General features: G+C 36.5%; 23 protein-coding genes. 13 read left to right on the plus strand and 10 right to left on the minus strand.

All coding sequences use genetic code 11. The features are described from left to right. The first annotated feature begins 7 nt into the window (after positions 1–7). The 4 genes from QMA08_RS01355 to QMA08_RS01370 all read left to right on the plus strand — a co-directional run bounded on the left by QMA08_RS01355 (position 8) and on the right by QMA08_RS01370 (position 5858). Positions 8–1174 carry a hypothetical protein gene (locus tag QMA08_RS01355; RefSeq protein ID WP_272450487.1) on the plus strand — a complete coding sequence of 389 codons (1167 nt, stop codon included), beginning with the start codon at positions 8–10 and terminating at the stop codon, positions 1172–1174. Continuing rightward, on the plus strand, positions 1171–4041 hold the full coding sequence (locus QMA08_RS01360; RefSeq protein WP_290173398.1) for a response regulator: 2871 nt from the start codon (positions 1171–1173) through the stop codon (positions 4039–4041). The genes QMA08_RS01355 and QMA08_RS01360 overlap by 4 nt, the downstream gene beginning before the upstream one ends. 206 nt (positions 4042–4247) lie before the next feature. Then, a complete protein-coding gene (locus QMA08_RS01365; RefSeq protein WP_002960870.1) occupies positions 4248–4676 on the plus strand; it encodes a response regulator in 429 nt (142 codons plus the stop codon). 357 nt (positions 4677–5033) lie between these two features. Then, on the plus strand, positions 5034–5858 hold the full coding sequence (locus QMA08_RS01370) for an alpha/beta hydrolase (RefSeq protein WP_149602630.1): 825 nt from the start codon (positions 5034–5036) through the stop codon (positions 5856–5858). A gap of 420 nt (positions 5859–6278) precedes the next feature. Here the strand turns inward: QMA08_RS01370 and QMA08_RS01375 are convergent, their stop codons facing one another. The 6 genes from QMA08_RS01375 to QMA08_RS01400 all read right to left on the minus strand — a co-directional run bounded on the left by QMA08_RS01375 (position 6279) and on the right by QMA08_RS01400 (position 13136). After that, positions 6279–7238 (minus strand): sugar-binding transcriptional regulator, encoded by a 960-nt coding sequence (locus QMA08_RS01375; protein WP_002960874.1) that lies wholly within the window; start codon positions 7236–7238, stop codon positions 6279–6281. Between the two features lie 248 nt (positions 7239–7486). After that, positions 7487–8488, minus strand: coding sequence for an ABC transporter ATP-binding protein (locus tag QMA08_RS01380; protein ID WP_290173399.1), 1002 nt, complete (start codon positions 8486–8488; stop codon positions 7487–7489). Between the two features lie 10 nt (positions 8489–8498). Further along, on the minus strand, positions 8499–9329 hold the full coding sequence (locus QMA08_RS01385) for a carbohydrate ABC transporter permease (protein WP_024589367.1): 831 nt from the start codon (positions 9327–9329) through the stop codon (positions 8499–8501). 2 nt (positions 9330–9331) lie between these two features. Next, positions 9332–10204 (minus strand): sugar ABC transporter permease, encoded by an 873-nt coding sequence (locus tag QMA08_RS01390; RefSeq protein ID WP_290173400.1) that lies wholly within the window; start codon positions 10202–10204, stop codon positions 9332–9334. 146 nt (positions 10205–10350) lie between these two features. Next, on the minus strand, positions 10351–11655 hold the full coding sequence (locus QMA08_RS01395; RefSeq protein WP_182736149.1) for a sugar ABC transporter substrate-binding protein: 1305 nt from the start codon (positions 11653–11655) through the stop codon (positions 10351–10353). A gap of 152 nt (positions 11656–11807) precedes the next feature. After that, the gene (locus QMA08_RS01400; protein ID WP_290173401.1) at positions 11808–13136 is read right to left on the minus strand and encodes a hypothetical protein; all 1329 of its coding nucleotides are present in this window, start codon (positions 13134–13136) and stop codon (positions 11808–11810) included. A 529-nt stretch (positions 13137–13665) separates the two neighbouring features. Here QMA08_RS01400 and QMA08_RS01405 point away from each other — a divergent pair. The 5 genes from QMA08_RS01405 to QMA08_RS01425 are packed head-to-tail and all read left to right on the plus strand — an operon-like array spanning position 13666 to position 19262. Next, positions 13666–14049 (plus strand): response regulator, encoded by a 384-nt coding sequence (locus QMA08_RS01405; protein ID WP_290173402.1) that lies wholly within the window; start codon positions 13666–13668, stop codon positions 14047–14049. A gap of 13 nt (positions 14050–14062) precedes the next feature. Beyond that, complete coding sequence (locus tag QMA08_RS01410; protein ID WP_290173403.1) at positions 14063–14968, plus strand: MoxR family ATPase; 906 nt, start codon at positions 14063–14065, stop codon at positions 14966–14968. Between the two features lie 6 nt (positions 14969–14974). Further along, entirely contained in the window at positions 14975–15961 is a 987-nt protein-coding gene (locus QMA08_RS01415; RefSeq protein ID WP_290173404.1) for a DUF58 domain-containing protein, read from the plus strand. Then, positions 15961–17931 carry a DUF3488 and transglutaminase-like domain-containing protein gene (locus QMA08_RS01420; protein ID WP_290173405.1) on the plus strand — a complete coding sequence of 657 codons (1971 nt, stop codon included), beginning with the start codon at positions 15961–15963 and terminating at the stop codon, positions 17929–17931. Before QMA08_RS01415 ends, QMA08_RS01420 begins: the two co-directional genes overlap by 1 nt. An 8-nt stretch (positions 17932–17939) precedes the next feature. Beyond that, positions 17940–19262, plus strand: coding sequence for a Na+/H+ antiporter family protein (locus tag QMA08_RS01425; RefSeq protein WP_096793083.1), 1323 nt, complete (start codon positions 17940–17942; stop codon positions 19260–19262). A gap of 271 nt (positions 19263–19533) precedes the next feature. Here QMA08_RS01425 and QMA08_RS01430 read toward each other — a convergent pair whose 3' ends face one another. Genes QMA08_RS01430 through QMA08_RS01440 form a run of 3 tightly spaced genes read right to left on the minus strand, consistent with a single transcriptional unit; the run spans position 19534 to position 21639 of the window. Beyond that, a complete protein-coding gene (locus QMA08_RS01430; protein WP_182733519.1) occupies positions 19534–19965 on the minus strand; it encodes an acyl-CoA thioesterase in 432 nt (143 codons plus the stop codon). A 5-nt stretch (positions 19966–19970) separates the two neighbouring features. Next, positions 19971–20789, minus strand: coding sequence for a M23 family metallopeptidase (locus tag QMA08_RS01435; protein WP_182693902.1), 819 nt, complete (start codon positions 20787–20789; stop codon positions 19971–19973). After that, complete coding sequence (locus QMA08_RS01440; RefSeq protein ID WP_024595367.1) at positions 20782–21639, minus strand: 6-carboxytetrahydropterin synthase; 858 nt, start codon at positions 21637–21639, stop codon at positions 20782–20784. Before QMA08_RS01440 ends, QMA08_RS01435 begins: the two co-directional genes overlap by 8 nt. Before the next feature lie 203 nt (positions 21640–21842). On the opposite strand from QMA08_RS01440, the gene fabA reads away from it, so the two are divergent. Beyond that, positions 21843–22358 carry a bifunctional 3-hydroxydecanoyl-ACP dehydratase/trans-2-decenoyl-ACP isomerase gene (gene fabA, locus QMA08_RS01445; RefSeq protein WP_002960896.1) on the plus strand — a complete coding sequence of 172 codons (516 nt, stop codon included), beginning with the start codon at positions 21843–21845 and terminating at the stop codon, positions 22356–22358. Between the two features lie 65 nt (positions 22359–22423). On the opposite strand, the gene rmf is transcribed toward fabA, so the two are convergent. Then, positions 22424–22594 carry a ribosome modulation factor gene (gene rmf / locus QMA08_RS01450; RefSeq protein ID WP_002960897.1) on the minus strand — a complete coding sequence of 57 codons (171 nt, stop codon included), beginning with the start codon at positions 22592–22594 and terminating at the stop codon, positions 22424–22426. A 409-nt stretch (positions 22595–23003) separates the two neighbouring features. Between rmf and QMA08_RS01455 the strand changes: the two genes are divergently transcribed. The 3 genes from QMA08_RS01455 (at position 23004) to QMA08_RS01465 (ending at position 25170) form a co-directional block, all read left to right on the plus strand. Then, positions 23004–23639, plus strand: a complete 636-nt coding sequence (locus QMA08_RS01455; RefSeq protein WP_182194609.1) for a TetR/AcrR family transcriptional regulator — start codon at positions 23004–23006, stop codon at positions 23637–23639. A 49-nt stretch (positions 23640–23688) separates the two neighbouring features. Continuing rightward, on the plus strand, positions 23689–24681 hold the full coding sequence (locus QMA08_RS01460) for an MDR family oxidoreductase (protein ID WP_290173406.1): 993 nt from the start codon (positions 23689–23691) through the stop codon (positions 24679–24681). Positions 24682–24753: 72 nt separating this feature from the next. Further along, positions 24754–25170, plus strand: coding sequence for a VF530 family DNA-binding protein (locus tag QMA08_RS01465; protein ID WP_002960902.1), 417 nt, complete (start codon positions 24754–24756; stop codon positions 25168–25170). The last annotated feature ends 28 nt before the right edge of the window (positions 25171–25198 follow it).

Raw genomic sequence — 25198 nt, forward strand, 5'->3', positions numbered from 1 at the left:
GCCTGATATGAAAAAGCATTATCAACAAGGGTACATACTTACTATTGAGCTTATTTTAATTATAACTATTTTAATTATTGGCTCAATTGGTGGGGTGATTTTAGTAAGGGATGCCCTTATTAAGCGCCATCAAACTAAGGTAGATAATCAAATTACTGTAGTTGATGCTAACAATAGACCACTCGGTATTGCAGTAAGTTTTGATGAGCATCAAGCACCACTCATTTTTTATACAGACAGGGGAGCAAACAACACGTACAGGGCATTAATAGGCATAAGAGATGATAGGTTTACCTCGCGGGAAGCTGTTTATTACGATGCTCCAAATTGCCAAGGTAACCCGTGTTTAAAGGGCTTAAGCGACGAAGCAACAGACAGCCAAGGTGTGAGTAAACTAAATAATACCGGTAATGTAAGTTATATAAATGCGCTGCAGCAAGGTCCAAATTATGCAATAGGGCAGTTAGGTAACACCGTTATTGGTCAGTTATTAAGAAGTACGCCACAACAATGCCCTGCTAATAGTGAACAAATTCTATCTCGTTATGTATCGCAAAAAGTAGTAACAGGCTCACCTTGTGAAAGCTTTGAAATAGATAAGCAACCGGCCGACAGCAGTTGTTTAGTTGGAGTGACTGCTTTGGGTCGTCCACTTGTAGGGACCGATGGTCGAGAGTTGGCGGTATCATGTGACACATGTCAAACAGGGTACGAATCGCAAGGCGACATACTTGATTTATACTTACCTGAAGTAGAATCTCTTTTAAAAGATGCACTTAAAGCACTTAAGTTCGTTGGAATTGGAACAAACTTTGACATAGAGCTTGGCACAATCTGCTGCCCAGAAGGTACACGCTTAGAAGAAGATGAAAACATTGTAGAGACACTCGTCTTCACTATTTTACAAACTACATTTGAGCTCGCTGGTATCGATTTAGTAAATAACCTTATCATTAGTGAAACACTGAGCTTAATAGGGATTGAGCCAGGCATTACATATTGCAAAACATCACTTAATTTAGTTAATGCAGAACAAGTAATAAATATCACCACAGGCGAACCTGCTCTTAGTAGTTTAACGCCACCATTTAAAGTTTTACTGCCAGTACATAGCGGCCAAAACAGTACAACGTGGATACATACTCCCCCAAAAGGGGAAGGAGAACGTCAATGAACGCCTCAAATATATTTACCTCACATGCTAATTTAGTAGATACATCAACTGATGAAATATCAACAGAAATTAAAGAAACGCTAACACTACTAAAACAGTTTTATGATGTTCCAATTGTTAAATTTATCGATTTTAGAGAAGTTTATTCAGAGCAGTTAATAACCTGCAACGATAAAGAAAGCGTCGAAAATGAGTTATTGAGCTATCAACAACGCTGTACACAAGAAAAACTATATTTATTTGAAGATACTTTTTTTGATGATGTATCAAACAACACGCACAAATTAATTCGTTTTTATGCACAATATCCAATTTATAGTGTTACGAATAAATTAATTGGCGTAGTGCTGATGGCTGATTTAGCACCTAAAACATTAATAGGTTCACAAAAAGATCAGTTTATTTCTTTTGCTCAATTATTGCAGACACAGTTAAATAAAAATTCAGATTCAGTAAGTAATCAAAGTACTAATCCTGTGAAAAAAAATTATGGGGAAAAGTATATTCATGTATTTAGTTTAGCGCCCGTGGCATTCTTAATTGCATTAGTATTATGCTCATTCACTGCATTACTGCTTTATACTATAGAAAAAAAGGAGCTGCAAAGTAATTACAATGAACAAACTCAGCAATTACGTAAAACGTTATTTAATGCTTTAGAGCGATTTGATAATCAAGGATTATATATATCGCAAAAAGATTTAGTTATCGCAGGTTTTTTACAAAGCCAAAATAGCTATACAAAAGAGCAGCTTAATGATTTAGTACAGAGTCAGGTTTCACAAAGCTTAACTTATAAAGGGTATGTTGTGTTTGATTCTGAGTATAACCAACTTGCACTTTGGTCAAAAAATAATTTTGATTTAGCCGCGTATGGATTTAAAAACTGGTTAGAAAAATTCAATAATAGAGCGAATAAACAAGCAGTAGAAGTATTTACTGTTGCAGATACGGCCTTTTTAATTTCTGAAATAAAAATTAAACAAGGCTCTATTTATACACTTACAGCATTTGATTTAAGTAAGTTTTTAAAAGCCGTTATTGGAAAATTAAACACTGAAAATTATAACGTTTTTATAGCAACACCACAGTTTACTTTAGGAAAACAAGGAGAAGTAAACCCCAGTATAATTAAAAATAGTATTAGCGCTTTAAGCAGTCGTTTTCCACCTACTTGGCGTTTACATGTGCAACCAATGAATAAAATAGTACGTCCACAAATAACTAAATATAGCCTAATTAGATTAGGACTGATCGCCTTTTGTGTATTCGCATTCGTGTACTATTTTTTACGTTTGCCTAGGCGTTTACACAATGAAATAAAACAAAAAAATCAATTAATACTTAATAGGGAAGAGCTATTTTCAAGTTCTCTTGATGCACTGCCGCATGGGTTTGCTATTTTTAATAGCCACGAATTTCCTGTGATTACCAACAATGCATTTAATCTTTTATTTGCACAGGTGAATAAACAAAACAGTCAGCTATCGTATAGCCAGCTGATAAGTATTGCGCAACAGCATAATATTATAAATCATTACCATGAGCATCATAAGCTTGATGATGATCGTAACCAATTAATAGATATAGGTTTTACAGACGGGAAATGGATAACCGTATTACAAAGACATACAGATTTTAATGGTTTTGTTTGCTACTTTAGAGATGATACAGAGGCACATCAAAAAGAGTGTTTACTCGCTGATGTTCTCGAAAAATCAAAACAGACAAATCAATTAAAAGAAAAATTTGTTTCAAGGCTTAGCCGTCAGTTAAAAACACCTTTATCATCTTTAAAGTCATTAATTGAAATATCTAAAGATCCAATAAGCTTTAACGAATTTAAAAACAATGTGGGGAATATTTCTGATGTGTGCGACCAGCTTGAAAGTGTGATTCAACAGCTCGTAAATATAAATAAATCAGAGATAGGTAAGTTAAAGCTTCAAGCCAAAAACGTAAACCTAAAGAAACTGATCAATAATAACATGTCAATTTTAGCGAAAGAGGCTGAAAATAATAAAATAGTTTTGAAAAATAATATTACATCAGAGTTAACGGTAGCAAGCGATGAAAAGTTAATTTCTCAACTGGTTATTCAGTTAGTTACTGAGGTTTTGGATTCATCAAATAATACAACGCTTTCAATTGATGCTCTGATTAAAAAAGAAAGTACGCGTAATTACTTAAACCTCGACTTTTCATTAAGTAATTTAATCAACACTAACCATTTTATAACTGAACTTAAAAGCATTTCGGGTGATGATATAACGCGCTTTATAGATGATAAAGACTTATCATTAGAGTTAAAGTTTTTTATCTCGATATTTAAAATGCTTGGTGGGAAAGCGATAATTATTAGCAGTAGTGCAAATAAAACGACGATATCACTTTCTATGTTGGTAAACCTAGCGAGTAAACAAAACAAAGATGATGGACAAGAAGTATTAAACAGTCCATTAATAACTACCGATTTAGTAAATATTAATCCATTAACTAATGAAGAACAAAACACGCTATTACTGGTTGATGACGATCCACTGGTTGAAATTGTTATTAGGGCAATGCTAAAAAATGAGAGCATTAAAATAGATTACGCGCGAAGTGCTATAGAAGCAATGTTGATGGTATCTCAAAACAGTTACGACATTATTTTAATGGACATAGTAATGCCAGAATTATCAGGAACTGATGCTATGTTAAAAATTAAAAAACACAGTGATAATTCTAAAACTAAAATAATTGCCCATACATCGACACCCGATCCAGAATCTAAATATGTAAACCAGGGCTTTGATGACATGCTATTAAAACCTGTAAAACAAGGTATATTAATAAACCAAATAGCACGTATTTTAAAAAGGTAATCCGCTATACCAACCGCCTTACATAAGAGGTCTATTTAACGATAAAGAATTAGCGCTACAACTTAGTAAGTTTTATATCTAATTTCTTTATTTGAAATTTTAACAACGTTATAAAGTTATTTTACTCGTTAATTTGTTCTAAAAGTTATAGCGGTTGGTATTAAAAATTAGCAGTAATATATTACTGAAAAGTAATAAGGTGAAAAATGAATAACACTATTGGAAATACAGCGGAAGTTATCGGGTTTAATAAAGTAAAGCCTATAAATAAAACTACACGACTACTTTTAGTCGATGATGATTTACTAATAGAAATTGTAATAAGAAAAATGCTTAAAGAAGAAAACATATTAATAGATTTTGCATCCAGTGCAATAGAGGCGCTATTAATGGTTTCACAAAATATTTACGATATTATTTTAATGGACATAGTCATGCCACAGTTTACAGGCACAGACGCAATGCTAAAAATAAGAAAGCACGCTGATGCATCAGCAACGAAAATTATTGCGCATACATTTAGTGAAAACGAAAATAGTAATAATAAATATATAAAGCTGGGATTTAATGGTTTGTTATTAAAGCCAGTTAAGCAAAGTGTATTAATTGAAAATATTAGATCTTTCTTAAAGTGATTAATAGCAATAGTAGGGCGGTTCGCTGTTTATTACTTACTAAAAACTATTTAATAAGAATAATTTCTTCAAATTATTAGCAACTTCGCTTTTGTAATTGTTGCATATATAAGAGTAAACGCTTCACACTTCATAAAGTGGTTTAAAAATCACAATTATCAAACTCTATAATAATAAAAAACAAATAAACTTACTTAGCCTTAAGCCAAGGTATCACAAGGGTTTAACTTTTAAAACATTAAGATTTTTTAATAACTAAAAAATACTCATCTTGGGATGGAATTTGCTTTATAAGGCTATATTCCAATTTTATAGTTTACTAAACATTATAATTTTTAAAATTAACGAGGCACAAGCATGAGCAAAACACAGTACGTTACAGTAGAAGGTCATCAAATTGCTTATCAAGAAATGGGACAAGGTACACCTTTATTATTGATACACGGTATTCCGACAAATAAATTTTTATGGCGAAATGTGATGCCAAAGCTTGCATCAAAATATCGGGTAATAGCACCAGATTTACTTAACTTTGGTGAATCAGATATGCCAAGTAACACTGATGTATCTATAAATGCGCAATGTAGAATAATGTGTAAGTTTATAGAAGAGCTCGGTATTTCTAAAGTTAATATTGCTGCACATGATATTGGTGGTGGTGTTGCTCAATTAATGGCTGTAAATCATCCAGATAAAGTAAACGGGTTGGTTTTACTTGATAGTGTATGTTTTGATTCTTGGCCAATACCAGAATTTGAGCCTTTACTAGAACCAGGCGTAGAAGAAAAAACATCTGTAGATGAATTTGTTGATACATTAAGAGATTTCATGCCCAAAGGTGTTTACGACTCGAACGTAATGACTGAAGAGTTGATGAAAATATACTTAACACCATGGAGTAATGAAAAAGGAAAAGCCGCTTTATTTAGTAACATGCGCAGACTCAATAAAGAATATACCGAAGCTATTACAGGCGATCTTAAAAGCTTACCTCATGAAACACTCATAATATGGGGTAAAGAAGACAAGTTTCAAAAGCCAAAGTATGCACCAATGTTAGAAGAAGCAATTCCAAATTCGTCATTGGTTTGGATAGATAAAGCCGCACATTGGGTTATTGATGAACATCCAGATAAAGTGTCTGAGCTTATTAATGAATTTATGAATGATAAAACATTCTAGTTAATTACTAGGCTTATTAAAAAGCTACTTATTTCAATACGTTAAGTTTTATTGAGTAAAGTAGCGAATAGGCAACCATTGTAATACCGCTTGATTATATTAATAACCAAGCGGTATTTTTATATGATTAAGTAACAAATAGCGAAAAGAGGCAAAACATTAATTTTTAAAATAAGTAGGTTAATGCTTATTAAATAGTCAAAATATCGCGTTTATACGTTAATTAATGAAGGTGAGTAACTTAGTTATGTATTTATTTATGCTATTTAACATAATATAAATTATAGGTAGTTAATGCATATATAGAAAGAGCGCCTAAATGCGCCCTTACTATGTCCAATACTAGACGGTATCGGACATTAAGTGTTTTTATTACAATAACTAGTATTACTAATACAGATACTTTATTTATCAATTTGTTTAATCAATACTAAGTAAACGCTCAGCTGTATATTCGTTAGTAATTAATCCACTGATCATGTTTGACCTTACTGCGCCCAAAATGGCTAACACTTTTTCTTCACCAGCAGCTATCGCATAAATCTGTTTGTTAGCATTTGTTTTTAATGGCGTACTTGCTACACGCTGATTAACTGTGCAATCTAAAAGCTTACCGTTTTTATCAAACACCCAGCTAATCATTTCACCAACAGCACCCAGATCTTGTAACTCTTTAAGTTCTTGCGCATCAATAAAACCATCTATATGTAATGGCGACTTTTCACCTAAGCTACCAATACCCACAAATGTTACATCGGCATCTTTAGCGAGTTTTAAATTACCGGTAATATTTTGTTGTGCGTGCAACTGTTCTTTTTCTTCAATGCTTCTTGGTAAAACTGGCAATGGCATTGGATAATGTTTTGCATTGGTGTGTTCGGCCATTCTTACTACAACATCATAAGGTGAAGCCGATCCATCCAAAGCCATATTACCTAGCATGGCTACAATTTTATGTTGCGGACAATCAACGGTTCTTAGCTCATCCACACATGAACGTAAAACTCGACCGGTTCCCATAGCAAGTACTTTGGGTTGTTCTGATTTTAAATGACGTTCTATTTCTGCCGCGCCAGCTTGAGCCAAACCTAATGTAGATGAAGGTTCAGATGGATCGCTCGGTACAACTTCACACGAATCTAACCCAAAACGGCTTTTTAATTTTTCGGCCAAATCCATACATTTAGCAATCGGGTGGTCAAGTCTAACTTTAATTAATCCTTGGCTCACAGATAATGCGACCATTCTTTGTGCAGATTGACGAGATATATTTAGCTTTTTGGCAATTTCATCTTGTGTGTTACCGCCAACATAATATAACCACCCTGCTCTGGCTGCATCATCTAGCTTTCTAATTTCTGTATTTGATAGCTTTACCACGTAAACCTCTTAAAATAGAAGGAAAACTAAGTCCTTATTTTCATTACATAATTTTAATTATATGTGCTGCTATATAAATTATTTTATTAATTTTGGATTATCTATTTATCAATAACGTTTTTGTTATTTATAGTTTTAAATATACCATTCCTTAATAAAAAATACCTAGGTTTCATAGGATTATGTAATTAGAATTTAGTTAATAGCACCCTTATAAAGGTGCTATTTAAGGTAATTAAAGATTGGCTTTAGCGAATTGTTAAACCGTTATTATCAAACTTTAATACTTTATCATCCGGTGCGCTTAGGTAAATACTGTCGCCATATTTTAATGGGCAATCACCATCTGCTTTTACTGTTACGGTCCCTTTGCCTTCAATATTTATATGTAAAAAGCTCTCCGAACCTAAATGCTCAATTACACCTACAGTTCCAGCCCAAGTACCTTGCTCAGTAGAGAGTGTTATATGCTCTGGTCGAATACCAATACAGCTAACATTCGCATCTTCATTTTGTGGAGCATCTATAAAATTCATTTTTGGCGAACCTATAAAACCAGCTACAAATTTGTTTACAGGGTTTTTATAAAGCTCTAAAGGTGTGCCTACTTGTTCAATAATACCGGCATTAAATACCGCGATTCTATCTGCCATTGTCATGGCTTCAACCTGATCGTGCGTAACATAAATCATTGTTGTAGCTAAACTTTTATGTAATTCAGATATTTCTAAACGCATATTTACACGTAATGACGCATCAAGATTCGAAAGCGGTTCATCAAATAAAAATGCCGAAGGTTGGCGTACAATTGCGCGCCCTATCGCTACTCGCTGGCGCTGACCGCCCGACAATTGCCCTGGCTTTCGATCTAAATAATCGGTCAAATTAAGAATTTTAGTAGCGTTAGCAATTTTACTCTCAATTTCTGCAGGGCTTACCTTGGCTCTTTTTAAAGGAAAAGCAATATTGTTACGCACGGTCATATGCGGGTATAACGCATATGATTGAAACACCATTGCCAAGCCTCTTTTTGCCGGCGGTGTTTTTGTGGCATCTATACCATCGATTTCTATATTACCACTGGTGGTATCTTCAAGACCTGCGATCATACGAAGTAATGTAGATTTACCACAGCCCGATGGCCCAACAAAAACGATGAATTCACCGTCTTTAATTTCTAAGTCGAGCGGTTTAATTACGTTTACTTCATCAAAGTTTTTAGTGACTTGTTTTAGTGTGATGCTGCCCATGTGTATTCTCCTATTTTACTGCGCCGAAACTTAATCCACGCACTAATTGTTTTTGACTAAACCAACCAAGTATTAAAATTGGCACAATGGCCATGGCAGATGCTGCCGATAACTTAGCGTAAAATAACCCCTCAGGGCTTGAGTAACTGGCAATAAATGCCGTTAAAGGTGCAGCATTTGCAGCGGTTAAAATAAGTGTCCAAAACGCTTCGTTCCACGACAAAATAACATTGAGTAATAGCGTTGAGGCTATACCCGGTAAGGCTATTGGCAATAAAACATGGAATATTTCTTCACCAATTGTTGCGCCATCCATACGAGAAGCTTCAAGTATTTCGTTTGGTATTTCTCTAAAGTAGGTGTAAAGCATCCATACCATTATTGGTAAGTTAATGAGTGTCATTACAATAACCAAACCTAATTTTGTATCGAGTAATGCAAAGTCGCGAAACAATAAATAGATAGGAATAAGTACGCCTACTGGTGGTAACATTTTGGTTGAAAGCATCCACATTAATAAGTGCTTTGTTTTTTTAGTTTGCACAAACGCCATAGACCACGCAGCAGGTACCGCAATTAATAACCCCAGTAAACTTGAACCTAGTGATATAACTACAGAGTTCCAAAAATGGGTAAAGTATGGCGAGCGCGACAGTACATCGCGGTAATTTTCGAGCGTCCAATCAAACGCATATAAGCTTGGGCTTGCTGAGATTGCTTCGGCTTCCGTTTTAAAACTGGTGATTAACGTCCATAAAATTGGAAAGAAAATCATGCCGCTTATTGTCCATGCAGCAATGGTATAAATTAGTTTGGAACGACGGCTATCTTTTATAGTCATAATTAACCCTCCAAGTTTTTGCCAATTAAGCGCATTAAAAATATAGCGACTATATTTGCAATAATAACTGCAACTATGCCCCCTGCCGAACCGCCGCCTACATCAAACTGAAGTAGCGATTGCGTGTAAATTAAGTACGTTATATTGGTCGACGAATAACCAGGACCACCGCTGGTTGTAACTAATATTTCAGCAAAGATTGACAGTAAAAATATAGTTTCGATTAAAATAACAGCGGTTACAGCGCGCGATAAGTGCGGCAAAACGATGTAAAAAAACTTACTAAATGGCCCAGCTCCGTCTAAATCAGCCGCTTCTAATTGTTCACGGTCTAATGACTGTATTGCTGTTAGCAGTATCAATGCTGCAAACGGTAACCACTGCCAAGACACAATTATGATGATTGAAAATAACGGCATTTGAGCAAAAAAGTCGATAGGTTCAAAGCCAATCCAAATCGCGAAATGTGCAAATAAGCCATTAACTGGGTTCATTAGCATGTTTTTCCATACCAATGCCGACACAGTTGGCATTACAAAAAATGGGGCTAGTACCATAATGCGAACGTAATTTCGTCCCCATATTGCTTGGTCTAGTAAAATAGCTAAGCCAATACCACCACATATAGTGATAAGTAAAACCCCAGTTACTAGGTAAAGCGTGTTAAAAAATGATTCAAAAAAAGCAGGATCAGTTAGGAAAAATTCATAGTTTAAAAAGCCTACAAACTCTTTATCCCCTGGAACGAGTAAGTTGTAATCAATAAATGAGAAATACAGTGTCATACACAGCGGAACTATCATCCAAGCAAGTAATAAAATTACACTAGGAATAAGCATAAACCGAGCAAGCGTGCGCGAGTTAGTTGTTGCCATAAAGGTGACCTTAAAAAAGCCAATTCTATTTACTTGTTAACTATCAAGTGAAAATCAGAAACCCTTGATAGTGTTTATAACTAACAAGTAAATAGAATTGACATAAAATATTGGGTAAGTTTTAGTACTTACCCGCCCATTACATGCTATTTAGGATAGCGAGCTTTACGCATTGTTCGCTCAACGAGGTGCTGAGACGCACTAAGCGCTTGCTTAACGGTCATTTGGCCAGTTAATGCTGCTGAGAATTGTTGCCCAACAGCTGTACCAATTCCTTGAAACTCAGGAATAGCAACAAACTGAATACCTACATAAGGCACCGGTTTAACGGTTGGATTTTTAGGATCTGCAGATTGAATAGAATCTAAAGTAATTTGCGCAAACGGTGCTGCGTCCATGTACTTTTGATTACTGTAAAGTGATTTACGTGTACCTGGCGGTACTTTTGCCCAACCTTTTTTATCGGCTACAAGTTGTGTGTATTCTTTAGATGTTGCCCAGCTAATAAATTTCATTGCGGCATCTGGTTTTTTGCTGCTTGCCGGTACGGCTAAAGTCCAAGACCATAACCAGTTACCGCGTTTACCTAGACCGTTATCTGGCGCAAGTGCAAACCCTACTTTATCGGCAACTTCTGAATCTTTTTTGTTAGTAACAAATGCGCCTGCAACGGTTGCATCAATCCAAATACCACATTTTCCGGTTTGAAAAAGTGCAAGGTTTTCATTAAAACCGTTTGCAGATGAACCAGCAGGACCAGATTCTTTCATCACATCGACATAATACTGAAGGGTATTTTCCCACTCTGGGGTATTAAACTGAGGTTTCCAATTTTCATCAAACCAACGCGCACCAAACGAATTTGCCATGGATGTAATAAGCGCAACGTTTTCGCCCCAACCTGCTTTACCACGTAGACAAAGGCCATAAACACCTTCTTTTTTATCTGTCATCGCTTTAGCAGCTTTGCGTATAAAGTCCCATGTTGGGGCTTTAGGCATTGTCAGCCCTGCTTTTTCCATTAAGTCAGTGCGGTACATAACCATTGAGCTTTCGCCATAAAATGGCGCAGCATAAAGCTTGTCGTTAATCGTTAAACCGCTTCGAATTGCCGGAATTAAATCGTCTAAATCGTAGTTTTCACCTAAATTATCCAGCTCTTTTAGCCAGTTTTGTTTGCCCCAAATTGGTACTTCATAAGTACCTATGGTCATAACATCGTATTGGCCGCCCTTTGTTGCAACATCGGTAGTGACACGTTGGCGAAGAATGTTTTCCTCTAGAGTAACCCATTTTAGATCTATATCCGGGTTTTGGCTGGTAAAGTCACTGCTTAATTCTTTCATGGTGATCATGTCACCATTGTTAACAGTCGCTATTGTGATTGTTTCTTTTGCCGCAGCGCCCATGCTTATAAAGCCACACGCGAGCATAATTAATTTATTTTTCATCGGGTATTCCCCATACACGTTATGTTTTAACAAGTGCTATTAAATTTCAATCTATTACCAATTCTATTTATGGCAGTTTTAACGCATAAAACTGCCCGCAAAGTGCCTTTTTAGGTCCTTTGTTTAAATAGTTAGACTAGTTGGATAATGATTTAAAATTTAACAGAGATCTCAGAAGTGAAGCCGTCAAATCCTTTACCGATTTGGCCGCCCGAATTAACACCTTCTTCTTGGTTAACATACTCAACTTTTAAAAGCGTTTTATCGTTAAACCAGTAACCTGCGGCTACTTGAATACGCTCTACTGTGTTGTCTGTTTGTTCAATTAAGTCGGAAGTGTTTTCGGCTTCTGCATAACGAGCCGCTACATATAGCTTTTTAGGAATAATATATTGTTGTGCTTCAAACACGAAGTACTCAACCGATGAGTCGCCTTCTATTACACTGTTTGAATCAAAAGTAGTGCCATTTTCATCAGCTATGCCGTTTGTACCAAAGTAGGTAATACCGGCAACTGCATTACCAGCGGCATCTGCGAATGTGTAGTCATCAGATGATTTACCAACCATAAAAATTAGACTAGTTTCGTCAGATGGTTGATAAGCTAAGTTAAGCTGGATGATTGATTGCTCAAGCCCTGGCATTGCACCAACGTGAGTGTCACGCTCGTTTGAAGGTGACGCTGAGAAATTATAGTTTTCACCATCGCCAAAGCGATAGTTTGTTGTGGTTACACCATCAAGACTTGCTACGCCATTTTCAAAACGTAACTGGTCGCCTTGATTCGCTTTTAATAAGTTTAAGCCTGCTTTAAAGCCACCTTCAAATTCTAGAGTACCTTGAAGTCGGTAGTTATAACCTCTGTCTTCTTGAAATGTTTCACCGAAACTTGAAGTCGTAATGTGACCTGTAACATTATAAGCACGTACTACACCACTATCGAAAGTTTCGCTGTAACTTAGCTGTGCGCCGTTTTCTGCGGTTGCGTAATCGGTAATACCATTACCAATAAGTGCATTACTTTGGTTATCTGCGCCGTCTTGAAAGCCTTTAAATTGAAATGGTGAGCCACCAATATTACCCAAACGCAGTGTTAAATTTGCGTTTTCTTTTAGTGTGCCATATAGACCTAGTAAGTCAAATTCAACACCTGCAAAATCGTTGTGAAATGAAAAGTCACGATCTTCGCCACCAAAGTCATTAGGCTCTTCTGCAATATCTATATCGGCAGTGATGAACTCGTTAATATGAAATTTAAGCATTAGATTTGCTCTAATACGGCCAAATCCTGATTCTTGTTCTTCATCTTCTGGACGAAATGCACCATCTTTAGCCTGAATTGACTGAAAGTTTTGCATTAGTAAAAAGTCTACGTCAACGCGATCTAAATATTCAGAAATATCAGCCTGTGCTGGAGCCGATGTAGCCATAGCTGCCGCTATGAGAGAAATTGCAAATTTAGTCTTTTTATTATTCAACATAATAAGCTCTTTATTTAGTGTGGTGTGTGATGCCAACTTTATTAAATTGCATTTTCATTTAATGAAATTGGTATTAATTCAGTGTGTATAGATGAGGCTGACTGAGCAAAACATTAAGTGGTTAATGAAACTGCACTTGTGAGCATAAGCCCATCTGCTGAGCATAATCACAGAATGAATTTAGAAGGTCAACGATTTTTTATTACAAAACGTTTACAAAAAATCGAATTCATATGTAAATATTTTTGAATCAATAAGTTAAGTAGCAAATTTGTTACATCAAATTTTGATGGAATGTTGTATTGGATTAAGGAATTTCTTATGAATACGTCATTATTGTTCATTACAATTAATGAAAATATAAGTTAGTAGAAGATATGAGAGCAGATAATCATTTAAAAATACGTTGTTGGGCAAACCTATAAACAGTTTATTTATTGGTGTTTTTTAAGTAACGTTCTTGAGCTTATGATGGGGTTAGCTTAGTATTAAAGCACTTAGATGTATTCAAAATAGAAGTAACCTACATATGGAATTTGTTCGCCCGCTAGAGCCCATCCTCATTATTGATGACGTTAAGGAAATTCGTGATTATCTAAACCAAATTTTAACTGACTTAGGGTTTGAAGATATATTAGAAAGTGCTGATTTTAGCTCTGCCAAACCTATTATGGACAATAAACCGCCAGGCGTTATATTTGTAGATGTAGATTTACCAGACTCTAACGGTGCAGAGATATTGGAATACATTAAAAGTGCTTACCCGCACACTCATGTTGTTATGTGTTCGGGCCACAATAGTCTCGAAAACGTACAAAACACGTGGGAAATGGGCGCTAAAGGTTTTATTGCAAAACCTTTTAATACAAAAAAAGTAGACACTGTAATGAAGCGTCTTGAAATAATAGAATAATAATAAGGTTAGCATGCATAGAACTGTTACTGCGATTATAGACGATCTTTCGAGTGTTATATTTGGTAAACAACAACAAATAAAACTGGCACTTACATGCTTATTTAGCGAAGGGCATTTACTCATTGAAGATTTGCCTGGCATGGGAAAAACCACTCTTTCTCATGCATTGTCAGCTGTGTTAGGTTTATCGTATCAGCGTATACAGTTTACCAGTGATCTTCTCCCTGCTGATATTCTGGGTACTAATGTATTTAACTCTACCGAGCACAGTTTTACGTTTCATAAAGGCCCTATTTTTAGCCAAGTTGTTTTAGCTGATGAAATAAACCGCGCAGGGCCCAAAACACAAAGTGCGTTGCTTGAAGCAATGGAAGAGCAACAAGTAACAGTTGATGGAAAAAAATATACGCTGCCAAATCCATTTTTTGTGATTGCAACACAAAACCCGCTTTACCAATCAGGTACCTACCCGTTACCTGAGTCGCAATTAGACCGATTTTTAATGCGCATTAGCTTAGGTTTTCCACCTAAAGAAGCCGAAAAACGCTTAATTTTGAATATGCAAAAACGAGATTACAGCCAATTACCTAAGCGTATTAACCAACAAGAGTTAGCGGCAATTCAAACTCAGATAAGCCAAATTACTTTAAGTAGCCCGGTTATTGACTACATTATAGAGCTTGTTAATTACACACGCACAAGCAACGCTTTTGCATCATCGTTATCACCTCGTGCTAGTATGGCTTTGGCTAAAGCAGCTAGGTCGTGGGCCTTTATTGATGGTCGTGATTTTGTAATGCCAGAAGATGTCCAAGCCGTATTTGTAAGTGTGTGTCAGCATCGATTAGGTTTGCATAATGAGTCAGGTGAAGCACAAGTAAACGATATTTTAAAAAACGTATTAGTTCCGGTATAAACTTTTATGCCAAAAAAAACAGCTAAGCGCCCTTCTTTATTTAAGTCATTTAAGCAAAGTGTATTTAATAAGTTATTAAAAAATAAACATTTAAAAAACTCAATTACACTTGAACACAGAACAATTTATGTATTGCCATCATCCCTTGGTTGGTATTTTATAGTTGTAGCTATTTTAAACTTTGTGATGGGCATTAATTATCAAAATAATTTAATTTTAATAATGTCTTATCTTATGTTTGTGGTAATGATTATTGCTGTATTAATGGGCTACAGTAACGCTAAAGGCTTAACAGTTAAATTTAAAGATGCATTTAACAGCTACGCTCCTCAAAAACCGAGTATTATATTTGAATTACAAAGCCCTTCTGTTACCCAATCTATTAATTTAACATATCAAGGTAGTGAGCAAACTCACAAACATACCGGCCAAGTTGATAGTAAACCTCAGTTACTTACACTCAACTTACCCTACAGCTCACGCGGTAAGTACTCAGTGCAACGTATTAAAATAGCGAGTAACTATCCCTTTGGTTTGATAACTGTTTGGAGCTACATTCAATTACAACAAGATGTATTTGTATACCCGTCGCTTGAACAGGTTCACTGTGACGCGCATGTTTCTATGCTTGATGAGCAAGCCGATAAAGGTATTTCTACACAATCTGGTAGCGAAGAGTTTGAGTCTCTTATCCCACACTTACCTGAGATGGGCTTGCAAAGAGTGTCGTGGAAGCATTACGCAAAAACACAGCAGTTGTTAGTTAAAGAGTTTGTAGACTTTAAAACAGCAAATGCACTCTTCGATTTTACGTTAATGAATGGAGATACAGAACAACGGTTAAGCCAGTTATGCTTTTTAGTGTGTGAAGCAACCGAGAAAAACACCCCTTTTATGTTAAAGCTACCGAATAAAACAATAAATACAAATACCGGACAGCATCATAAGCAGCACTGCTTAGAAGTATTATGCTCATTTAATGGTGATGTGTAATGGACATACTTAAAAACGAAAAAGTAATAAATTATTCGCTGTCTTTTATATATGCATGTTTGATTGTATTTTTTGTATCACATTTACCGCTTGTTTTTGTAGGTGTACTTTCACTTATTTGTGCATGGAACTTTTACATAACGCTGAGTAATAAACCAAAGCCAAATGCTTGGCTGGCAAATATACTCGCAGGTGTGTCACTGGGTTTAATGCTCTACACAGTAGGCATGTCGGATACGGTTATTTTATTTGTAGCCATGCTGCTACTTGCTAGTTTATTTAAGCTGCTGCAGGCTAAAACCAAAAAACACTATCATGTAATTACAACGCTTACGTTTTTTTCACTCTCATCGGTGTATTTATTTAACCAAAGCATTTTAACAACTTTAACTGTAAGTGGTTTATACATATTAAACTTTGCAGTACTTGGCTTACTCGAGTCCAAACATAATTTAAAAATAGCCTCTAAACAAAGCGGTAAACTGCTACTTTTAGCGCTTCCTTTAGCTATATTTTTACTGCTTTTTTTGCCAAAAATGCCCGCCTTTTGGCAGCTTCCTGGGCCTAAGCTTGCTAAAACAGGGCTTTCTGAACAAGTCGATCCATTCGATATTGCAAAGCTTTCAAACTCAGATGAACTTGTGTTTAGAGCTAAATTTAACGAAGAAAAACCTGTAGCGCCTTATTATTGGCGAGCAATAGTCCATGATGAGTTTAATGGTAATGCGTGGCTTACGTCTGACTTTTTAAAATATAATAATGTAAAAACAAATACGCAGAGCGAAAATGATGAGCAACTTATTGCAAGCTACTCAGTTATTACAGAGCCTGCGACACAAAAATGGCTCTATGGTTTAGCGTATTCCAGTAGTAACTCACCAAATGTTGAAGGTAATTCACTAGGTTTATTGCGTAAAAAAAGTCGCCAAGCTAAAAACTTACAATACGATGTAAATAGCTTTAACTTCACAGCTTTACCGCTTGGCGAATTTGAAGAAAAACGCTACAAATACCTCGCTTATAAAAAGAATATAAAAACATCATTACTTGCTAAAAACTTAAAGCAAAATACACACTCTGATCGCGATTTTTATAACCGCTTATTACAATACTTTGCAGGTACGGGATTTACTTACACATTAACACCCACTCCTATGAGCGGCGATAACACCATAGATCAATTTTTATTTGATAATCAACGTGGCTTTTGTGGCCACTATGCAAGCGCTGCTGCGTACATTTTTAGAACCGCAGGTATACCCGCTCGATTAGTAAGTGGTTATTTAGGCGGTGAATTAAATCAAGATAATAATACGCTAACAGTTCGCCAGTACGACGCACACGCATGGGTCGAAGTATATTTACAAAACGAAGGTTGGGTTATTTTTGATGCAACCGCTGTTGTAGCTCCGGAGCGTTTAAATGGCTCGCTTTCGCAAAACGAAGAGCTGAATGACGAATTTAAAAGTAATCTTGATTTTGGTTTAGTGAGTTTAAGTAATTTCCCCGCTATTAATTGGTTAAGGTTGGAACTTGAAAACCTCGATTATCAATGGTCTAGCTGGGTACTTGGTTTTGACGAAGAAAAACAAAATGATTTTTTAAAATCAATTTTTGGTAGTAAAAATATTTGGCTTGTACCATTAATGGTTTTACTAACAGCTGGTTTTTGTTTTATAGGTTATTTTATTTATTTAAACTTGCCAAAACGCCCGTCTAAATTAGCGCCTATGGTTAAAGAGTTTTATGAAGTAAAAGCATGGGCTAAAAAACAAAAAATAAATACACCCGATAATTTAACACCGAGTCAGCAGTTAGACTTTTTTGCTGATCAACTTCCTCGTTCTGCACAATCTATAAACACTTTTAGGCAGTTATTTAACCAAGTACGCTATGGTAAAAAACCTTTTACGAAAGAGCGTAAAACTCAGGCTAAAGATCTGATAAAATTAATTAAAATTTCCAAATAGAGAATACTATGAATGCTGTTGTTATAGGCGTTATTTTAATGCTCGGGCTATCTCTGGCTCGCGTTAACGTCATTGTTGCCATGATCATAAGCGCGTTAGTTGCAGGTCTTACTGCAGGCTTGGGCATAAAAGAAAGTGTTGATGCGTTTAATTCTGGCCTTTCAGCTGGAGCTGAAATTGCACTAAGTTATGCTATGCTCGGCGCGTTTGCCGTTGCTATTTCTAAGTCGGGTTTAACACGCATTCTCGCTGATAAGCTACTTGCTAAAGTAAATGCAAAAGGCAGCGGTAATGAAACATTTTTAAGTTACTTCATTTTATTAATTATTTTAGGTTGTGCAATTTCTTCGCAAAACTTAGTCCCTGTACACATAGCGTTTATTCCTATTTTGATCCCGCCGTTACTTGTTGTTTTTAATCAGTTAAGATTAGACAGGCGTGCTATAGCGTGTATTTTAACATTTGGATTAGCAACGTCTTACATGGTGCTTCCTTATGGTTTTGGGGGTATTTACTTATATTCGATTTTGCACAAAAACCTAGTTGATAACGGCCTAGACATTGTAAATACCCAAGTCCCTGTGGCGATGATAATTCCTGCATTAGGTATGTTTATTGGATTGCTTATTGCGGTATTTATTACTTACAAAAAACGCCGCGAATACACCGAGCTCCCATTAACAACTGTGAGTAAATCTGCTGAGGTAGAAAACCCTAAAAAAGTAATGATTGTGGGGCTTTTTGCAGTACTTGCCTCACTTCTTGCACAAAACCTAAGTGGCTCAATGATTTTAGGTGGCTTAGTAGGTGTAATGATATTTAGTGTTTTTGGTGTAGTTAAGTGGGAAGAAAACGGTGACGTATTTAGTAAAGGCGTTGCGATGATGGCCATGATTGGCTTTATTATGATATCGGCACAAGGTTTTGCATCGGTTATGCAAGCCACTGGCGATGTAGCAAGCTTAGTACACAGCGCAGCCGCCCTTTTTGATGGTAATAAACCTTTGGCCGCCGGTGTTATTTTGTTAGTCGGGTTATTAATTACAATGGGAATTGGCAGTTCGTTTTCAACAGTGCCTATTATTGCAACTTTGTTTGTTCCTTTATGTTTAGACCTTGGCTTTTCTGTTATGGCTACCGCTGCGCTTGTTGGTACTGCGGGCGCTTTAGGTGATGCAGGCTCTCCTGCTTCAGACTCAACGCTTGGCCCAACATCGGGTTTAAATGCCGATGGCCAGCACGACCACATTAGAGACTCTGTTATTCCAACGTTTATTCACTTTAACATACCGCTGCTGATATTTGGCTGGATTGCAGCAATGGTACTTTAAAAAGTATTTATGTAAGTATTAATAAATGTAATTAAAAGCTAAATATAACCAAAAAGGTATGTTAAAAGCATACCTTTTTAGTATCCAAATCCAACATCTCTCACCCCTATCAATTCGCTTCAGTTTGATTACTTTTTTAGTTAATACTCACTCTGTTGTTGAGGTTATACTTTATGAATATTTAGTATGATGTGTTCTTTTAGGTGTTTTATATAAGCACCAATTAAGGTGCTTATATAAATTTGCTTTAGCGCATATTCAAAGCTTTAAGTTAATCAAAACCATAAATCATTTTTTCGCATACTACCGGAGTCGGTCTGTGGTTATCATCAACTGCAACAAAGGTAAAGCTGCCACTAATGGCTGAATGCTTATCGTCTTTGTGCATAGTTTCTAATAATATATCTACGTCAACTTTTAAGCTGGTGTTACCTACATGCACTACTTTAGCTATTAACTCTGCAAAAGTACCTGCTGGTATGGCTTCTTTAAAGTCGACTCTATCAGAAGATATAGTTACCAAAGGCTTACGGCAAAAACGAGTAGCGGCTATAAATGCCACTTCATCCATCCACGCCAGTGCATCACCACCAAATAAAGTATTGTGATGATTAGTACGCCCTGGAAACACGGTTTTAGTTACCGATGTGGTTGAGTCTTCAATACGCTGAGCAATTATTGCATCGCGATTTACGTCAGTCATAATCTCTACTTTTTGTTTGCTAATGTATCTTGCATTAGTAATGCAGGATCAAGGCGTTCGCCTTTCCAGTTAAAACGCCAATCTAGGTGAGGACCCGTTACACGTCCAGTTGCACCAATTTCAGCCACTTTGTTACCTTGCTCAATTTTATCACCCACTTTTACATCAAGCTTACTTAAGTGAATGTAAGTTGAGGTAATACCATGGCCATGATCAATAATTAATGTTCCGCCAGAGTAGTATAAATCAGGTTCAGCAAATACCACGGTACCACTAATAGGCGCGTAAACAGGAGAGCCCGTTTTATTCGCGATATCTAAGCCAAAGTGCGGACGACGAGGCTCGCCATTAAAATAGCGCTGACTACCGTAAACACCCGATATGCGCCCTTCTGCAGGCTTTAACACAGGGTCTAAAAAGTACAATAAATCAGAATCAACTTCTCTCGCCTTACGAACAGCAACTGCTTCACGGCTTATACGCGCACTAACTTCTTTTGGCGGAGAGACATATTTTTTAGCTACACCGGTAATTTTATCAATTTTATATTCGCGCTTTGTGATAGCTATTGGCTGTGAATGCGATTTACCATTGTTATCTACCCATTTTAAAGTATGAGTAGTTTCAGCGTCACGACCAAAACCAAATACAAAGTCACCCTTTGGTGAAAGTTTTAAGCTTTTGCCATCTAAGCTTACTGATTTAGCGTTTTCTAGCTTTCCAGTAACTAAACCGCCTTGTGTTAAATGTCCTTTTAACTCAAGCGCCATAGCACTAAAGCTAGCAGAGGCAACAAGCGCTGTTGCTAAAAGTGTTTTAAACATAACTAATCGATCCTTTTCCAACACCTTCATAAGCCGTTACTTTCACTGCTTTTTCTGGATATTGAGCTTTAATTTGGCCAGCTACATGTTCAGCAATACATTCTACAGTGGTATCTACTGGCAAAATGTCGCAACGAGACTCGCTTATAGCCATTTCAAAATAGCCTTGTGCCGATGTATAAGCAAAACATACATCACCCGCTTTGGCTGTTATGTGTTTTAAATCAGCAGCGTTAATTTGATCTTCACTGGTGGCTAAGTAAATATCTTCCCACTTTTGAGACCATTCTTTTTGCAAGCGCGGCATAGAAATACCATCTAGGCTAATACCAATTTGAGAACGATGCCCATGAATAATACGCTGGCAATTACCGTCATGCTTTTTAAGGCCATGGCTGTAATGATAGTAAAAACTTTGGCTGTGTTCAGGCTTAAGAGACAGCTCAATTTTTTCGATGTTATCTGGTAGCTTTGGTAAAATAGTCGCAATTAAAAATTCGGTAACCGATTCAACAGTTACTTCATCTGCGTTAATCATGCAATAAGCTTGATGAGGAGCGCTCATAGCTAAGTGATTATTTTCACCAAATGTACAGTCGAGTGTTTTATGCTCGTCAAATTCAGATACAGTACCATTAAGCCCTGTAGGAATTGCTAAACGGTGATCAATACACTCATCTATAATGCCTTTAATTTGCTTTTTAACTAAACCAAAGTCTAAAACCATAGACTCTTCGTTAAGTTTACCGTGCAAAGTTAAATCAACAATCCAGCTCTCGCCAACGGCGCCGCGTTTGTTACATAAGTAAGAAAAATCAATCACAGTTAGTGAGTTAACAAAAAGGATCATAAACTTCCTTTAGACTGGTTATAAGACAGCGTTAATTATAATGATTTCTGATTGTAATTGCGCGGTTTTATAGTGCAAAAACCAATCGCGTTGATTGATTGATGATTTAATATGCAATATTTTGATTTTTTAACTGCTCCGAGTTGTTTAGCGTACAAGTGTACGCTAAAGTACTTGGCAATTTCTAAGCGAAGATAAGTGTTATGGAACCTAAAAATAGCTATACAAAAGAAGAGTTGATCCTGTGTGGTCAAGGTGAAATGTTTGGTGAAGGTAACTGCCGTTTACCAAGTGACAACATGTTAATGATGGATCGCATTACCTCTATTACTGCTGATGGCGGTATTCATGGGAAAGGCGAAATTGTTGCTGAGCTTGATATTGACCCTAGCCTTTGGTTTTTCGATTGTCATTTTAAAGGCGACCCAGTAATGCCAGGTTGTTTAGGCTTAGATGCTATGTGGCAACTAGTTGGTTTTTACTTAGGTTGGTCTGGTGGCCCTGGTCTTGGCCGTGCGCTAGGTGTGGGTGAAGTTAAATTTACTGGCCAAATTTTACCAACTAATAAAAAAGTAACTTACCGCCTTGTAATGAAACGCGTAATTAAACGTAAATTGTTCATGGGTGTTGCAGATGGCACTGTAGAAGTAGATGGCCGAGTAATTTACGAAGCAAAAGATTTAAAAGTGGGCTTGTTCCAAGACACTAGCGCGTTTTAATTTTTAAATGCGTACAAAAAGGCCTCCAACGTGGAGGCCTTTTTGCTTAAATTCGATTATTGATTTTAGGTTTTGTACATGTTGCGGTTTTCAATCGCTTCACGCCAACCTCCTAACCACTCTGATTTGGGATCTACTTGTTGATAAGGGCATAGCTCTTTTGAGCGACCTGCTAAACCTGCTTTAAAACCTTGAGAATGAGCTCTTTCTAAACGATCTCTTTTCTGTCTCTTCATCGGTAATATCCTCACCTTTTTATTTATATATTGTGTAGCATTAGTGAAATCTACATTTAATGAATAGTTAATAAAAATGTAAAATTCAAATCGTAAAAGCAATTAAATTGTTTGACTTTAACTAAGCTGCTGATGCAAAAATGAATTAACATTTAAAAAAGTAAGTGGTCATACAACATTTAATTTGACCGGTTTTATGCTAAATAAAATGCGACTCAATAATCGCTAAAAAGCACTTATGTGCTTTATTTGTGACCGACTAATATTGACTAAGTTCCAAACAAAAATGTAATCGTGACACTTTTATTTCATTAATCTTAAATTAGTAGCCCGCCTTTAACTTGAAGTATTTTTAAACAATTTAAATTTATGCTTGATTATTTAAAGTCGATCGGTCTAATATATGTACATGAACAAAAATACATCAACACCAATACGCCGTGGTCGCCCACCTAAAATAGCCAGAGAGAACGCCGATACCAAAGCGTTACTTATTCGCACGGGCCTAGAAACCTTAACTGAATTTGGCTTTAGCGCCACGGGGCTCGATACTATTTTAAAAAAAGCGGCTGTACCTAAAGGCTCCTTTTATCATTACTTTAAAAGTAAAGAGGCCTACGGCATTGCCCTAGTTGATGCATACGACAGTTACTTTATTGCAAAGCTTACCCATTACCTACAGCAAGAAGATATTCCCCCACTTGAGCGAATCGTTAATTTTACCCAAAGCGCAATTAAAGGAATGAAAAAATACGATTACAAACGTGGCTGTTTAGTCGGTAACTTAAATCAAGAGCTTAACCATTTAAGTGATGAGTTTAAAACCAGATTAATGCAAAGCTACACCGCTTGGCAAAACCATGTAGAGGTTTGCTTAAACCAAGCTAAGCAACAAGGCACTATTGCAAGCCATGTAAATACAAAATTGATGAGTGAGTACTTTTGGATTGGCTGGGAAGGTGCGGTTATGCGCGCCAAGCTCACAAAATCAAATACCCCACTTACTTTATATACAGAAATGTTTTTACGCGCATTACTAACCTAATGCGTTTTTATTTACCAATTAAAAGACGATCGGTCTAAAAGGATATCCTATGAATAACCCAATTAAAGCCATTGTTATTAATAAAGAAGATAATAACTACAGCGCCTCATTATCGACTATCGAAAGCAGTGATTTACCAAACGAAAACGTCTTTATCGACGTGCTATACAGCACACTTAACTATAAAGATGGTTTAGCAATTACGGGTAAAGGCCCTGTTGTACGCAGTTTTCCTATGGTGCCAGGTATCGATTTAGTGGGTACGGTTACAAATTCCACCAGCGATGAATTTAAAAATGGCGATAACGTAATATTAAATGGCTTTGGTGTAGGCGAAAAACATTGGGGCGGGCTTGCTCAAAAAGCGGCACTTAATAGCGATTGGCTAATCCCCTTGCCTGCAGGTATTTCTCCAAAACAAGCGATGCAAATAGGTACAGCCGGTTATACCGCTATGCTAAGTGTTATAGCTCTTGAAAAACAAGGAATAAACCCTGAATCTGGCGAAATACTTGTAACAGGTGCCAATGGTGGCGTAGGCAGCTTTGCTATTTATTTATTAAACCAGCTTGGCTACAACGTAACAGCAGCTACGGGTCGATTAGATCAAAGTGAATATTTAAAAGAGTTAGGTGCTAAACAGGTAATTGACAGAAACGAGCTTTCAAATCCTGGTAAGCCTTTGCAAAAAGAGCGCTTTGCAGCGGCATTAGATTCAGTAGGTAGCCATACACTTGCTAATATTTGTGCATCATTAAAGTATGGGGGTGTAGTAACCGCCTGCGGACTTGCCCAAGGCATGGATTTACCTGCCTCAGTTGCCCCATTTATATTACGTGGTGTGTCACTAATAGGCATTGATAGCGTAATGCGCCCTAAAGCCGACAGAATTGAAGCGTGGGATCGTTTAGCAAAATTAGTAAACGCTGATTATTTAGATAAAATTTCGACAGAAATATCACTAGAACACGTAATTGATAACGCAGAGCTACTTATGCAAGGCAAAATTCGCGGTCGTGTTGTAGTTAATTGTCAAAGTTAAGCTATTTACTCTGTTAAAGCCTCGTTATTAAATTTATAATGCAATTTGTATTTTAATAACGAGGCAACACCTATGAGCAACCAAGAACTTTTCAGTAATAATCCACTGCAAGGCGTTAAATTAGAACAAGTGGTTGAAGAGCTGGTTGAACAATACGGGTGGGAGCTCCTACACGCTTATTTACAACTTAACTGCTTTAAAAACAATCCTGATATAAAGTCAGCGGTTAAATTTTTACGTAAAACACAATGGGCACAAGAAAAAGTAGATAACTTTTACCTTTATCGCCTAAAAAACTTACCTAGACCTGATGATGTACAATACGAATTACCGCCACGTGATCGCGTGATCCCAGCTGATCATAAACCTGGTGAGCCATGTGAGTTAAGTTTTAGTGATGCAAAACGTATTATGGAAAAAAAAGCATCAAAGCAACGTGCTCGTGATCGCAAACAACGCTCTAATTCTAGTAACCCTTGGGGTAACTAAACACGCTAATTTAATTTTGTAGAGCTAT

Origin of the sequence: Pseudoalteromonas sp. APC 3355, from assembly GCF_030407615.1 — a bacterium.
In the GTDB taxonomy this organism is placed as follows: Bacteria; Pseudomonadota; Gammaproteobacteria; order Enterobacterales; family Alteromonadaceae; genus Pseudoalteromonas; species Pseudoalteromonas distincta.

Excerpts from the sequence above, each read along its gene's own strand:
- QMA08_RS01355 (WP_272450487.1), top strand. The coding sequence starts at position 8 with ATGAAAAAGCATTATCAACAAGGGTACATACTTACTATTGAGCTTATT.
- QMA08_RS01360 (WP_290173398.1), top strand. The coding sequence starts at position 1,171 with ATGAACGCCTCAAATATATTTACCTCACATGCTAATTTAGTAGATACA.
- QMA08_RS01365 (WP_002960870.1), top strand. The coding sequence starts at position 4,248 with ATGAATAACACTATTGGAAATACAGCGGAAGTTATCGGGTTTAATAAA.
- QMA08_RS01370 (WP_149602630.1), top strand. The coding sequence starts at position 5,034 with ATGAGCAAAACACAGTACGTTACAGTAGAAGGTCATCAAATTGCTTAT.
- QMA08_RS01380 (WP_290173399.1), bottom strand. The coding sequence starts at position 8,488 with ATGGGCAGCATCACACTAAAACAAGTCACTAAAAACTTTGATGAAGTA.
- QMA08_RS01385 (WP_024589367.1), bottom strand. The coding sequence starts at position 9,329 with ATGACTATAAAAGATAGCCGTCGTTCCAAACTAATTTATACCATTGCT.
- QMA08_RS01390 (WP_290173400.1), bottom strand. The coding sequence starts at position 10,204 with ATGGCAACAACTAACTCGCGCACGCTTGCTCGGTTTATGCTTATTCCT.
- QMA08_RS01395 (WP_182736149.1), bottom strand. The coding sequence starts at position 11,655 with ATGAAAAATAAATTAATTATGCTCGCGTGTGGCTTTATAAGCATGGGC.
- QMA08_RS01400 (WP_290173401.1), bottom strand. The coding sequence starts at position 13,136 with ATGTTGAATAATAAAAAGACTAAATTTGCAATTTCTCTCATAGCGGCA.
- QMA08_RS01405 (WP_290173402.1), top strand. The coding sequence starts at position 13,666 with ATGGAATTTGTTCGCCCGCTAGAGCCCATCCTCATTATTGATGACGTT.
- QMA08_RS01410 (WP_290173403.1), top strand. The coding sequence starts at position 14,063 with ATGCATAGAACTGTTACTGCGATTATAGACGATCTTTCGAGTGTTATA.
- QMA08_RS01415 (WP_290173404.1), top strand. The coding sequence starts at position 14,975 with ATGCCAAAAAAAACAGCTAAGCGCCCTTCTTTATTTAAGTCATTTAAG.
- QMA08_RS01420 (WP_290173405.1), top strand. The coding sequence starts at position 15,961 with ATGGACATACTTAAAAACGAAAAAGTAATAAATTATTCGCTGTCTTTT.
- QMA08_RS01425 (WP_096793083.1), top strand. The coding sequence starts at position 17,940 with ATGAATGCTGTTGTTATAGGCGTTATTTTAATGCTCGGGCTATCTCTG.
- QMA08_RS01430 (WP_182733519.1), bottom strand. The coding sequence starts at position 19,965 with ATGACTGACGTAAATCGCGATGCAATAATTGCTCAGCGTATTGAAGAC.
- QMA08_RS01435 (WP_182693902.1), bottom strand. The coding sequence starts at position 20,789 with ATGTTTAAAACACTTTTAGCAACAGCGCTTGTTGCCTCTGCTAGCTTT.
- QMA08_RS01440 (WP_024595367.1), bottom strand. The coding sequence starts at position 21,639 with ATGATCCTTTTTGTTAACTCACTAACTGTGATTGATTTTTCTTACTTA.
- fabA (WP_002960896.1), top strand. The coding sequence starts at position 21,843 with ATGGAACCTAAAAATAGCTATACAAAAGAAGAGTTGATCCTGTGTGGT.
- rmf (WP_002960897.1), bottom strand. The coding sequence starts at position 22,594 with ATGAAGAGACAGAAAAGAGATCGTTTAGAAAGAGCTCATTCTCAAGGT.
- QMA08_RS01455 (WP_182194609.1), top strand. The coding sequence starts at position 23,004 with ATGAACAAAAATACATCAACACCAATACGCCGTGGTCGCCCACCTAAA.
- QMA08_RS01460 (WP_290173406.1), top strand. The coding sequence starts at position 23,689 with ATGAATAACCCAATTAAAGCCATTGTTATTAATAAAGAAGATAATAAC.
- QMA08_RS01465 (WP_002960902.1), top strand. The coding sequence starts at position 24,754 with ATGAGCAACCAAGAACTTTTCAGTAATAATCCACTGCAAGGCGTTAAA.